The organism is Mucilaginibacter sp. P4_D1 (assembly GCF_056401935.1).
The window spans coordinates 22,299-34,491 of record NZ_JBFUIJ010000004.1 but is presented as its reverse complement, the minus strand read 5'-3'; the positions used below and the strand labels follow the sequence as shown (position 1 = coordinate 34,491).

Below are 12,193 nucleotides of genomic sequence, written 5' to 3'. Positions count from 1 at the left end.
AAGCGGGAATAAAAATGAATAACCCACTGTAATTCTTATCATAATAAAAATGCCGCAAGTTGTTAACAAGCGGCATTTTGCATTAATACGTATTTTTAATTATCCGCCAAACTTCAGCCAGATAAAATAGCCTATCCAAAGCACGGCGTTGGAATATATGCCTGCCAGTACATCGTCCATCATTACACCGGTACCACTGGGCAGGGCTTCCATTTTTCGGATACCAAGCGGTTTAACAATATCAAAAAAGCGGAACAGTACCAGCCCGCCCAATAAAAAGTAAAGATTTTGCGGCAAAAATAACACCGAGATGAGCATACCGGCAACTTCATCTATCACCACGCGCGAACTATCTTCGCCCCAATCCGGCTCAACCTTGTTGCTCACGTATACCCCCCAAAGAGTGATCAAGATAGTTATTGCCAGTAAATAAAACGGATTTTGTAAAGCGGAAAATTGCCACAACAGCCAAATGCCGCCGCAGGTAACTATAGCTGCATAAGTGCCCCCGCCTTTTAAAAAACCGATGCCGAATATCGAGGCTATTATTTTGTTAAAGTTCATTGTCGTTCGTTCATTTGTTCATTGGTGCGTAGTTTGTTAGCCTAACTTACGGCTGGCCATTTTTGCCAACTGCTAACTGAAAACCGCCAACTGAACTACTGGTTATCCAAAACGTCTTCGGCAGCTTCGGCTACTTCCGGTTCGATGGTGTGGCGTTTGGGGAAGTTGAATAGCAGCGATGTTAATACAGGTATAATGAATATGGCTACGGTAAATACCGATGTAGCTATATCTGCACCCTCGCCTTCCATCATTTTGGAGAAACCCGTTTCCGGGTAAAAGTGGATGTATAATGATGCTGATAACTTTAAGCCTAGTACACCTATTACAATAAATGCTACAGTCTCCAGGAAAGTAAATTTTTCCATCAGCTTAACAAAGGCCTGGGCAACAAAACGCATAGCCAGTATACCGATAAATACACCTATGTAAATCAAAACCACGTGATCTGTAAAAGCTACTGCAGCGAATACGTTATCAATAGAGAAGGCCAGGTCCATTAATTCAACTAATGCAACGGTGGCCCAAAATACCCCAAATACACCTACTGTTGATTTATATAGCCAGTTTTTGCTTTTGTCAACTTCTTCTCCTTCGCCACCTGCGTTTGCAGCCTGAATTTTACCTTTAAAATAATCAAAGCAAAGATATAACAGGTATAAGCCTCCAATAGGTTTTAGCCACCATATTTTTACCAACCATGCGGCCAGGAAAAGGCAAACGCCGCGCAATACATAAGCGCCAATGATACCATAACGTAAAGCTTTTTTACGCTGATCTTTCGGAAGATCGAGCACCATCGTTGCAAGCACGGCAGCGTTATCTACAGATAGCAAACTCTCTATCAGGATCAGGTTTAAAATAATGAGCAGGCCGGCTTTAATGTCGGGGCCTAATATTGTATGTAAATCCATATAAACAGGTAATGTGTTTTTGTTAAGGTTAAATAAACTAAATTAAATCGGTATTGAGCATGCTTTTTAAAATATTGGCTTGCACATCAATATTGCTGATATTATCCAGGAAGGTGATATCCGAGATTTTTTTATAATTATCGGCAAGCAGGGCGGCAATCTCTAGCGGCATGTTGGCTTTCATCGCAGCGGCGTTGCCTTCAAGCCTGTCGTTCTTGTCTTTCAGTTCATACATCAGCCGCTCTTTTTTCGACATATTGGTGGTCATATCCAGTCCGGCAATTTTTGCAACGTCAAAAAACACAAACAGGTTATCTCCTGGCGCATATATAAAATACCTGTCTGCATCAATAAATTTGTAAACCTCAATAACCTGTGCTCCCGATTTTAACCCGCAATAAAATTCTGTTTTAAAATCATATTTGCACAACACCCCCATCAGCTTACGCTGAATTTTGGCGTATTCATTTTTGTAAACATCAGCCAGGCTAAAGGCCGTCACCTCTTCCATCAGATCGGTGCTGATGGTGTAAAAAAAATCAGCCGCAAACCTTGAGCTAAAGGCGTTGATGTTTTTGGACAACGGATTTTCTGTTGAACTGTCCGACAATACCTGGAACAGCTTGCGCAACGACAAATTGATCTTGAGTGCCTGCCTTTGCTTTTCGAGGTTGAAGTTCGCAAGTGTATAAGTGGGATCGTTCAGTCGCTCAATCATTTCACGGTTAATCTGAATCTCGTCAAACAACAGACTTACATTGGTCTCGTTGTTCTTTTTGATCTTTCGGAGTAGATCTATGAGGCTTTGTGTAAACTGGAGGTGGAACAGGTCGAGTTTATTGATATCCAACTCGGGGTTGGCCTCAAACAGTTTATGGATCACCTGGCTGCGCAGGTAAATTTTATAAATCATATCGTCGCCAAAAAATACAGAAAGCAGTTGCAGCTTACTGAGCATCCGGTTACTCTGATTTAAAATATTTAACCTGTTTTCGTCCATGAATTAAGTACAAATTTACGAAAAAAGAAACCCCACCCAAACCCTCCCCCGAAGGGGAGGGCTTTAAATGCAAATCGCCTGTGAGGACACAGGCGATGGGGAAATTATGTCATTGCGAGCGCAGTGCGGCTATTACATAAAGGACGACGGGGCTTCGCTTACGCGTTAGTCACATGCTTTTTCAAYTCTGTTTCCAGTGTCTGTAATTCGGTGTTAAGTACCTTCCTGTTGGCAGTACCTTCATCGTGAATTCGTTTTACCTCGGTAAGGGTTTCAATCAGCGATGCTGTTGTGCGTTTCAGCGTATCCAGGGATACTACCGTTTTTTCGTTCTCGCGGGCAACGTCGATGCTGTTTTGTTTAAGCAGCTCGGCATTTTTTTGCAGGATGGTGTTGGTGGTGTCTGATATCTTTTTCTGCATCTCCACATTTTCCTTTTGCCTGTTTAGGGCAACGGCAATGGTGAGTTGGTTTTTCCAAACCGGGATAGTGGTTGATACGATAGATTGCGCTTTCTCGGCTATGGTAGTGTTATTGCTTTGCACCACGCGAATTTGCGCCAATGATTGCATCATGATAAACCTTACTACCTTTAAATCGGCAAGGCGTTTATCCAGGCGGTTCACAAAATCGCGCAGGTCGGCAATTTCGTAATCGTTATAGGCTGATGGGTTGGCGTCCATTTGCGCCAATTGCTCGTTTAGTTCATTGTACTTTAACTGGCCCGAGATAATCAACTCCTCCATTTGGTGGATGTAAGTTACGTTACTGTCAAACATGGTTTGCAACGAACTGTTATCCTTTAGTGAATTAACACGACCAGCCTTTATTTTATTGGTTATCTTATCGATGTTGTTGATAACGGTATCGTATTTCTGGAAAAGCTTTTTGGCATCAAACACCAGCTTTTTCATGAAAGGGATATGTGAGATAAATGAGGTGAACGCATTTTGGTTCAGCTCATCTACATCAATATAGTTCAGTTCGGTAAGCAGGTCGTTTATCAGCAAACCAACTTCGCCGGAGTTATAGGTACGTACCGATGTTAAAAAGTTGTTACTATACTTCTCCATCGAAGCCTGCACATCGGTGCCATAGTTCAGGATGGAGTTAACATCCTTAGGGTCTAGGGCCTTGGCTACCTCACTATATTTTTGAACTTCGGTAGGCGTAATGTTAGCTAAATCTACATTGCCCTCCTTATCCAGCAATTTTACAGGAGTAGTTGTTCCCGGTGCCGGAGTTATATCCAGGGTAACCGGGGTTATATTTATCGGGGTGTTATTTGGTGCGCCTTCCATTTTCTTGAGTTTTAAGTTATGGGTATTGAGTTATGAGTTGTAAGTAATGATTTGATTATTCGGTTTTAGCTTCTACTAAAAACTCATAACTCACCACTCAAAACTATTATAAATAATTATTGGTAACAGTTTTAACGGTTTCTTCCAGTTTGCGGTCGCGGGTTGGTTCGCCAATGGCATTAAATTTCCATTCGCCGTTCTTTTTATAAAAAACGCCCATAACCATGGCAACGTGGCCGGCAAAATCTTTGCTGTGTGCAATATCATAGGTAGCAAACACTTCGTTTACGCGGGTTGGCGTACCTTCATAAATGCGGATAGACGCAAAAGGAATAGTGCCGAAATCCTGTCCACGGAAACTGTTCAGCATAAATGCCACATAGGTTACCGATGCAGGCAAACCCGGAAGATTTACGGTGATTACTTCGTTGTCGATGCCGTCATTGCCATTTAAATCGCCGGTAAGGTCGTCGCCGCTATGCTTTACCGAACCATCTTTTGATTTTAAGTTGCCGAAGTAGATCACGTCTACCAGGCGTTTACTTTCGTCAAACAGGGCGCAGCTGGCGTCAAGGTCAACCGCCTCTTTGGTTACGCCAAAGCCAAAAAGACCTTTCTTTTCAATGGCTCCCCAGTTAATGCCCACGCAAACACTTTGTAATTTGCTGCCGTTACTTTTCTCGAGACTGATGCGTTGTCCCTTTTGAAGATTGATTGCCATAGCCGTTATTGATATTTGTTTAAATAATCCTGCAGGCCGCCTTTCATGCCAACGCCAACAGCTTCAAATTTCCAGTTGTTATCTTTTTTGTAGATGCGGCCAAACTCAACGGCAGTTTCTATCGAGAAATCTTCTTCCAGTTCATACTTCAAAATATCGGCGCCTGTTTCGGCATCAAATATCCTGATGAAAGAGTTACGTACCTGGCCAAAGTTTTGTTTCCGCGCCTCGGCCTCGTGAATAGTTACCACGATGCAAATTTCCGAGATTTTAGCATCTGCCTTTGAAAGGTCTACCTTTATCTGCTCGTCGTCACCGTCGCCGGCGCCGGTAAGGTTATCGCCGGTATGCTCAACCGCACCATCCGGGGATATCAGGTTGTTATAAAACACAAAATATTCGTCGGCCAGTAATCTTTTATTGTCGCCCAAAATAAAAACAGAGGCATCTAAATCGAATGCGCTGCCTGTTGATGAACTATTAGTATCCCAGCCCAGCCCTATGGTGAATTTTGGGGCATGGATGCTTTCGCGCTGGCCTTTTTGCAAATTAATTGCCATGTTTAATCAGATTTTTATTGTTTATAAATAGGTTTTGGCTAATAAAGTTAAGGTTTGGGGCATAGGTATCAATAGTATGGTAACCATTGCCCAAAGCCATATCATATAGCAAGTTTACAAAATCCATTGTTTGGTTTTGTATAAAAATGCTAAAGCAATCGGTATTGTAATTCAGGATGTATTTAACTATGCGGGTATTAATGGCAAAACTGCCGCTTTGTATAATGGGCTCCAGGTCGAAAATGGTTTTCACCTGGTGATAGTTTAAAAAGTTCTCGATGTTAGGGTGGATGTTTTTATTCACCAGTTCGGCAAAGTACAGCATGTAAATATCATTGCTTAGGCCGTATGCGTTCACCATTTTCATGATCATGCGCTCATGGCTGCCGGTTATTTTAATGTCATCCAAAAATATCAGCGTTTTGCCGGTCAAAAAATCTTTGTCGATATGGAACGAATCGTTACCTATCAGGTTCATCCTTTGCTCGGCATTCAGTTCGCCGTAGTCTTCCTTATATGTAATGGTGCGGTGTACCTTGGTTTCCTGCACTACCGCGTATCCGTGTTGTGCCAGCCAGCGGTTAAGGCCGTACACAAACCATGTTTTCATGGCGAAGGTGGCCGTTGGGATAAACGAGTAAGGACTTGATATTACTACAATTTGCTGCGATACAGGCTGTTTTGACAAAACATGATCAATAAAACTATCAGCAAGGGCACAACCGAACTCGCGGGCTACAGCTTCATCGCCAAATTTGAAACGGCTGTAGCTATCCGGGCAAAAGCCGAATCGGCTATCGTTATCAACATGATGTAATGAGTAGGTAGCGTTCATTAGCTTAATAAGGCTAAAATAGATTGGTTGTTTGAGTTGATGAGCAAACTTTTTATACCTGCTGCATGGGCGCCTTCAATATCAGCCTTAGCGTTATCGCCTATATGGATGATATCGTTTAAACGAATATCCTTATTTATATTGACTTGTTTGATATTTTTCAACATTAATTCAAACAAAGCCGGGTTTGGTTTCGACATCCCCACCTCATCCGAGTACAGCTGAAAATCAAAGTAATTGCTCATCTTTAATTCCGCCAGTACCTTTCTTAATGTTGTTCCTTTTATAAAACCGGTATTGCTTAACAAACTAAAGGTACCACCTGTTTTATCTTTTAGATGCTGCAACGAGGAAATTGTTACAGGCGAGTATACCAGCGGCATATAATAGAACAACAGCTTCTCCATATCCAGGTACAGCTTGCCGGTATCAATATCCGATAAATTAAGTTGGTTATCATTAATCAGGCTAATTACCATCAGGTACATCTCATCGGCATCAATGTTTTTGCCTGTATTTTCGTTTACGGCGTTGCACATCAAATCAACCTGCCTGAAAGCCTTGGCCACCTCATCTACACTTTTGCCCATCGGGTTAAAATCCCGGTGAAAAATTTTGGTGCGCTCTATTTTAAAATAAGGATTTGATTTGATCAGCGTAAGCCAAAGATCGAAGGAGTAGTGTTGGTACATTGCAGGCGGTGTAGGTTGTACGTGATACGTTGTAAGTTATACGTTTTGCCCAATTGGCGATATAGAGGTACAACTAAATTTCAATATTGTTAGCAGTTCTGAATATAGATATTACGCCGTATATTGTAAGTTATACGTTGTTTTACCAAACAGGCACGTATAACGTATAACTTACAACGTTCAACACAATTCAATACTGTTTAAGTAACTCTAAAAAATTATCTGTTGCAAACGGTTCGCCAATGGCGCGGAATTTCCAGGTGCCGTCATTTCGGTACACTTCGGCAAATTTCATGGAGCACATGCCATTGTAAGTGGCGTCGCCCGAAAGGCTGAATTTGGCTATCTCTTTGCCGCTGTTATCAACTGCGCGGATAAAAGCATTCTCCACCATGCCAAAATGCTGGTTATTCCTTTGCCCCTGGTATATGGCAACGATAAATAAAATGCGGTCGTATTTCGGATCAAGCGAATCCAGTTTTACGATAATCTGCTCATCATCGCCATCGCCCGCACCTGTACGGTTATCGCCGGTTAGCCAGATATGGTTTGATGGATGGCGCATGGAGTTAAAATACACCACATCGCCCTCATACAAATTTATTTTATTGCCGTTGGGTTTTTGAAAGGTGCGGCCCCTGTTGGCCACATGGCCGTTTTTATCCAGCAGGAAAGCAATGGCATCCAGGTCGTATTCCACCTCTTCGTTGCCGCCGCCAAATAGTTTACCTAAAAAACCGCCGCCGCCGCGACTTTGCCTTACATCCCAACCTAAGCCAATGGTTACCGACGACAAATCGAAGCTTTCGCCTTTATCATTTTTACGAAGGTCAATTGTTTGACCTTTTACCAGATTAATTGCCATTGCTTTGCTTATTTAATAATTTGCCCTTTAAAATATTTACTTAAAAAGAAGGCAAGGTCCTCCTTGTAACCCACGCCCGATGCCTCAAACTTCCAGGCCCCGTTGCGGCGGTATAAGCRCCCAAACTCAACGGCTGTTTCGATAGAAAAATCCTCACCCAGCTCGTATTTGCAAACTTCGCTACCGGTTTGCTCGTCAATAATACGGATATAGGAATCGCGTACCTGCCCAAAGTTTTGCCTGCGGGGTTGTGCTTCGTGGATGGTTACCACAAACAATATCTCCTGTATTTTGGCGTCAACTTTAGTTAAATCAATGTTGATGGATTCGTCGTCGCCGCCATCGCTGTTGCCGCCCGAGGGATCATCGCCGGTGTGGTGAACGGCGCCGTCCGGCGAATCTACGTTGTTATAAAAAACGAAGAACTCGTCTTCGGGTACAAACCTGTTGCCATCTATCATGATAGCCGATACATCCAGGTCAAAATCATAACCTGTGCCTTCATTTGGGTTCCAGCCCAAACCAACTGTCATTTTCGACAGTCCGATATCTATTTTTTGTCCTTTTTGAAGATTAATAGCCATTGTAAAATGTATTTATATATTGACAAGCAGGCCGCGTAATTGTTACGAAAATGGCCGCGAATTTTGCTTAACTAAGGTTTAAAATGCAGAACTAAGGTATATGTTTTTTTGAAATACAGTATGAAATAAAAATGAAGGAGAAGCCTCCACTAAAGGGCGAAACCCTCATTAGCTCCTTCAAAGTAAATTAAATGCTAATAATCCTTCCCGATATTCAACATATTTGTATAACCTTATTAACCTGCAAATAATTATGGCCAAATTACCGCCCAAAACAAACACCCGACTGGTAACCGAATATATTGAAAAACTGGATGCCCCGGTTGCCCAAATTGTACAGGCCATCAGGCAGATAGTTTTAAGCATGGACCCTGAAATTAGCGAAGAGGTAAAATGGAATGCCCCCAGCTTTTTGTACACCGGCGAAATGAAGCCCTTTAACCCTAAAGAATATAAAAGGTATATCATTGTCATGAACCTGCATAAGCGCATTTTGCTGGTTTTTCCCAGCGGGGCAAAAGTTAATGATAACACAGGGCTTTTAGAGGGCGACTATGCGGATGGCCGCCGCCTTATATATATTAAGGATATAGATGATTTAAAAAGCAAAGAAACGGGCATCAAAAAAGTGATATCGGACTGGCTTGCCCTGGTGGAGAAATAAGCACGGTTAATTTTTAAAAAAACTCCTTGTTTTTTTGACTCTGACGATATTTCTTTTTTTTTAACATTGTAAACAAATACTCATTTTCTATCCAGGCAAACCACCTTGTTATTAACTTGTAATATTTGCGATACTAAAGTTACGCAATCGATGGAAATGCCTATATTCAGCCGATTTTAACCACAAATCAAAAACCCAGGCAAGTACCACTAAAACCTTTCAATATTATCTATGCGATTAAAAATCTCCTTACTGCTGGCACTATCCGTGCTGGTATTTAACTTCAGCAAAATAGTTGTTAAGCCTAAAATTCTTGTATTCACTAAAACATCCGGTTATCACCATGCATCCATTGCGGCAGGTTCTGCGGCTATCATTAAACTTGGTGCCGAAAATGATTTTTCGATTGATACCACATCCAACGCTGCAAAAATCAGCGAAGCCAATCTTAGCCAATACGCCGCGGTTGTATTTTTAAGCACTACCGGCTATATGCTTAATAATTACCAGCAAGCCGACCTGGAACGCTATATGCAGGCAGGCGGCAATTTTGTTGGCGTGCATGCCGCCGCCGATGCCGAATACGACTGGCAATGGTACGGCCGTTTGGTGGGTGCCTACTTTGACAGCCACCCTGCTATGCAGGAGGCCATATTAAAGGTGGTGGATAAAAACCATCCCTCAACCCGCGCTTTACCCGATGACTGGAAAAGGACAGATGAGTGGTACAACTTTAAAAAGATTAGCAAAAACCTGCATGTGCTTATTAAAATTGACGAAAATAGCTACAAAGGCGGCACCAACGGCGATAACCACCCAATGGCCTGGTACCATAACTTTGAAAACGGACGCGCCTTTTATACCGAACTTGGTCATACCGACGAATCATACAGCGACCCGGTATATTTAGGCCACCTGCTGGGCGGTATTAAATATGCTATTGGCGACAATAAAAAACTTGATTACTCCAAATGTACCACGCTGCGCGTGCCCGAGGAAAACCGTTTTGTAAGAACATCCCTTATTCAGGGCACTTTTTATGAGCCTACCGAAATGACCATTTTGCCCAACCTGGATATTTTGGTAACCCAGCGCCGCGGCGAAATCATGCTGTTTAAAAATACCACCAAAACCATTAAGCAGGTTGGCTTTCTGAACGCTTATTTTAAAACGCTGCACACCAAAGGGGTAAATGCCGAAGAGGGTGTTTTAGGCATCCAGGCCGATCCGGATTTTAAAACCAACCATTACGTTTATATTTATTACAGCCCGGCAGATACTTCGGTGAACCGTTTATCGCGCTTTACACTTACGGGTGATACGATTGATAATAAATCCGAAAAAATAGTATTGCAGCTGTATTCTCAGCGCGAAATTTGCTGCCATACGGGCGGCTCCATAGCGTTTGGGCCAGATCATTTGCTGTTTGTATCTACCGGCGATAATACTACGCCATTTGACGAAGGCAAAAAACTGCCGCATGATACGCACGCATTTGCACCATTGGATGATCGCCCGGAACATATCAATCATGATTCCAGGCGCTCTGCCGGGAATACCAACGATTTAAGGGGCAAAATCCTGAGGATAAAAATAAAAAGCGATGGTACTTATACTATCCCCGATGGCAATCTGTTTAAACCGGGCACAGCGGGTACCCGTCCCGAAATTTATGTAATGGGCGACCGAAACCCATACCGTATAGCGGTTGATAAAAAGAACGACTACCTGTACTGGGGCGAAGTAGGCCCCGATGCCAATAACGACAGCTTAGCCACTCGTGGGCCCCGTGGTTATGATGAATTTAACCAGGCTAAAGCAGCAGGCTTCTTCGGTTGGCCGTTGTTTATTGGCCCCAATATCCCGTACCACGCTTATAACTATGAAACCGGCGAATCGGGGCCGAATTTTGACCCGCTGCACCCCATAAATGATTCCAGGAACAATACAGGCTTAAGAGAACTGCCGCCTGCACAACCTGCATTTATATGGTACCCTTATGGCGAATCGAAAGATTTCCCGCAAGTTGGCTCTGGCGGGCGTACCACTATGGCCGGCCCCATTTACTATACCGACTTGTATCCTAAAGCAACTCGCCTACCCGAATATTATAACAAAAAAGTATTCTTTTATGATTGGATTCGCGGCTGGATAAAGGTACTTACCCTGCAACCCAATGGCGACCTTGACAAAATGGAACCATTTATGGCCACTACCAAATTCAACTCTCCTATTGATATGGAAACCGGCCCCGATGGCAAAATTTATGTGCTTGAATATGGCTCGGGCTGGTTTACCAAAAATAAGGATGCCGGTTTGGCCCGCATTGATTACAACACCGGTAACCGCGCGCCCGAAGTAAAAAGCATCACGGCAAATAAAGCTTTTGGTAAATTACCTTTAGCGGTAACTTTTACCGCAACGGCAACCGATCCGGAAAATAACACAATGACATACACCTGGAACCTGGGCAACGGTATCAAAAAAACAACGGCCTTCCCAAAACTGATTTACACCTATACCAAAAAAGGCAACTACAACGTATCTGTTGAGGTTAAAGATGATGAAGGCGCAGCCACGTTAAGTAAAACCACCCCGGTATTAGCCGGCCAGGATTCGCCGGATATGAAACTAAAAATGGCTAACATTAAGGCTAACGCCGCAGGAATGACCTTAATGATGTCGTTAGATTGCAAGGCCTGCCACAAGGTAGCCGAAAAATCTGTAGGCCCGGCATTTACCGACGTTGCTAAAAAGTACCCAAAAAACGCGACATCAACCGCGCACCTTGTTAAAAAGATAGCAACCGGTGGTCACGGCGTTTGGGGCGATGTGGATATGCCCGCGCACCCTAACCTAAAACCGTCCGAGATTAAACAAATAGTGAACTGGGTATACTCGCTTAAATAACCCGCTCTTATTTAATACCAACAAATCCGGCTTGCAAAACAGGCCGGATTTGTTGGTTTACGGCTCAATGTAATTCTGAAAAAACTTTTGAATGTTGTTAGGTTTTTCGCGCAAAAGATCGCCGAGGCGCAAGTTATTGGGCAGAGGCGACTCTCCCCGCGTTCAAAACCGATGTTTACCTAAACCTAACATCAATAATTATATAGCACAACGCTTATACCATCCGTCGATGATTTGGCTTACTTATTTTCCCCTAATCTTTTAGCCCTCTTTTTAAATACACAAATTCAATATATCCCTTGGCTTAATCGACTTGAAGATCTGCGTCACATAAAAGCCGAGGTCCTCTGCCCGTAAAAACCAGGGTATTTTTTGAGCATTTTGATTGAAAAAATGGCAAAATAAGAGCCTTTTTTTCAAAAAACACACTTTTTTCATCAAAATATGGTGTTTTTTCATAAAAATGAAGCTTTTTTTGCCAAAAATTAGTCTACTAACCCTATAGTGCTTATATTTGTCCTAATTGTTATTATCGATCTAACCAATTAGTTCTTTATGGTAAATAATGAGGTCAGTCAACTTA

At 42.7% G+C, this 12,193-nt stretch carries 12 protein-coding genes; 2 read left to right on the top strand and 10 right to left on the bottom strand.

The window, feature by feature from the left end; genetic code table 11:
* Positions 1–99 precede the first annotated feature (99 nt).
* The 10 genes from AC1DV1_RS05620 to AC1DV1_RS05575 form a co-directional block, all read right to left on the bottom strand.
* The gene (locus tag AC1DV1_RS05620; protein ID WP_477356417.1) at positions 100–564 is read right to left on the bottom strand and encodes a phosphatidylglycerophosphatase A family protein; all 465 of its coding nucleotides are present in this window, start codon (positions 562–564) and stop codon (positions 100–102) included.
* 95 nt (positions 565–659) lie between these two features.
* Positions 660–1,478: a TerC family protein gene (locus AC1DV1_RS05615; RefSeq protein WP_477356415.1), complete on the bottom strand. Its 819-nt coding sequence runs from the start codon at positions 1,476–1,478 to the stop codon at positions 660–662.
* Between the two features lie 37 nt (positions 1,479–1,515).
* Positions 1,516–2,478, bottom strand: a complete 963-nt coding sequence (locus AC1DV1_RS05610; RefSeq protein WP_477356413.1) for a hypothetical protein — start codon at positions 2,476–2,478, stop codon at positions 1,516–1,518.
* 158 nt (positions 2,479–2,636) lie between these two features.
* Entirely contained in the window at positions 2,637–3,779 is a 1,143-nt protein-coding gene (locus AC1DV1_RS05605; protein WP_477356411.1) for a toxic anion resistance protein, read from the bottom strand.
* Between the two features lie 106 nt (positions 3,780–3,885).
* Entirely contained in the window at positions 3,886–4,500 is a 615-nt protein-coding gene (locus tag AC1DV1_RS05600) for a TerD family protein (protein WP_477356409.1), read from the bottom strand.
* A gap of 5 nt (positions 4,501–4,505) precedes the next feature.
* Complete coding sequence (locus AC1DV1_RS05595; RefSeq protein WP_477356407.1) at positions 4,506–5,060, bottom strand: TerD family protein; 555 nt, start codon at positions 5,058–5,060, stop codon at positions 4,506–4,508.
* Positions 5,050–5,895, bottom strand: a complete 846-nt coding sequence (locus AC1DV1_RS05590) for a phosphoribosyltransferase family protein (RefSeq protein ID WP_477356405.1) — start codon at positions 5,893–5,895, stop codon at positions 5,050–5,052. The genes AC1DV1_RS05595 and AC1DV1_RS05590 overlap by 11 nt, the downstream gene beginning before the upstream one ends.
* A complete protein-coding gene (locus AC1DV1_RS05585; RefSeq protein WP_477356403.1) occupies positions 5,895–6,587 on the bottom strand; it encodes an HAD family hydrolase in 693 nt (230 codons plus the stop codon). The genes AC1DV1_RS05590 and AC1DV1_RS05585 overlap by 1 nt, the downstream gene beginning before the upstream one ends.
* 190 nt (positions 6,588–6,777) lie before the next feature.
* Positions 6,778–7,452: a TerD family protein gene (locus AC1DV1_RS05580; protein ID WP_477356401.1), complete on the bottom strand. Its 675-nt coding sequence runs from the start codon at positions 7,450–7,452 to the stop codon at positions 6,778–6,780.
* A gap of 8 nt (positions 7,453–7,460) precedes the next feature.
* The gene (locus tag AC1DV1_RS05575; RefSeq protein WP_477356399.1) at positions 7,461–8,036 is read right to left on the bottom strand and encodes a TerD family protein; all 576 of its coding nucleotides are present in this window, start codon (positions 8,034–8,036) and stop codon (positions 7,461–7,463) included.
* 253 nt (positions 8,037–8,289) lie between these two features.
* Between AC1DV1_RS05575 and AC1DV1_RS05570 the strand changes: the two genes are divergently transcribed.
* Complete coding sequence (locus AC1DV1_RS05570; protein ID WP_477356397.1) at positions 8,290–8,700, top strand: DUF1801 domain-containing protein; 411 nt, start codon at positions 8,290–8,292, stop codon at positions 8,698–8,700.
* 231 nt (positions 8,701–8,931) lie between these two features.
* Positions 8,932–11,610 carry a ThuA domain-containing protein gene (locus AC1DV1_RS05565; RefSeq protein ID WP_477356395.1) on the top strand — a complete coding sequence of 893 codons (2,679 nt, stop codon included), beginning with the start codon at positions 8,932–8,934 and terminating at the stop codon, positions 11,608–11,610.
* Positions 11,611–12,193: the final 583 nt, after the last annotated feature.

Excerpts from the sequence above, each read along its gene's own strand:
- AC1DV1_RS05580 (WP_477356401.1), bottom strand. The coding sequence starts at position 7,452 with ATGGCAATTAATCTGGTAAAAGGTCAAACAATTGACCTTCGTAAAAAT.
- AC1DV1_RS05600 (WP_477356409.1), bottom strand. The coding sequence starts at position 4,500 with ATGGCAATCAATCTTCAAAAGGGACAACGCATCAGTCTCGAGAAAAGT.
- AC1DV1_RS05565 (WP_477356395.1), top strand. The coding sequence starts at position 8,932 with ATGCGATTAAAAATCTCCTTACTGCTGGCACTATCCGTGCTGGTATTT.
- AC1DV1_RS05595 (WP_477356407.1), bottom strand. The coding sequence starts at position 5,060 with ATGGCAATTAATTTGCAAAAAGGCCAGCGCGAAAGCATCCATGCCCCA.
- AC1DV1_RS05615 (WP_477356415.1), bottom strand. The coding sequence starts at position 1,478 with ATGGATTTACATACAATATTAGGCCCCGACATTAAAGCCGGCCTGCTC.
- AC1DV1_RS05590 (WP_477356405.1), bottom strand. The coding sequence starts at position 5,895 with ATGAACGCTACCTACTCATTACATCATGTTGATAACGATAGCCGATTC.
- AC1DV1_RS05570 (WP_477356397.1), top strand. The coding sequence starts at position 8,290 with ATGGCCAAATTACCGCCCAAAACAAACACCCGACTGGTAACCGAATAT.
- AC1DV1_RS05610 (WP_477356413.1), bottom strand. The coding sequence starts at position 2,478 with ATGGACGAAAACAGGTTAAATATTTTAAATCAGAGTAACCGGATGCTC.
- AC1DV1_RS05585 (WP_477356403.1), bottom strand. The coding sequence starts at position 6,587 with ATGTACCAACACTACTCCTTCGATCTTTGGCTTACGCTGATCAAATCA.
- AC1DV1_RS05620 (WP_477356417.1), bottom strand. The coding sequence starts at position 564 with ATGAACTTTAACAAAATAATAGCCTCGATATTCGGCATCGGTTTTTTA.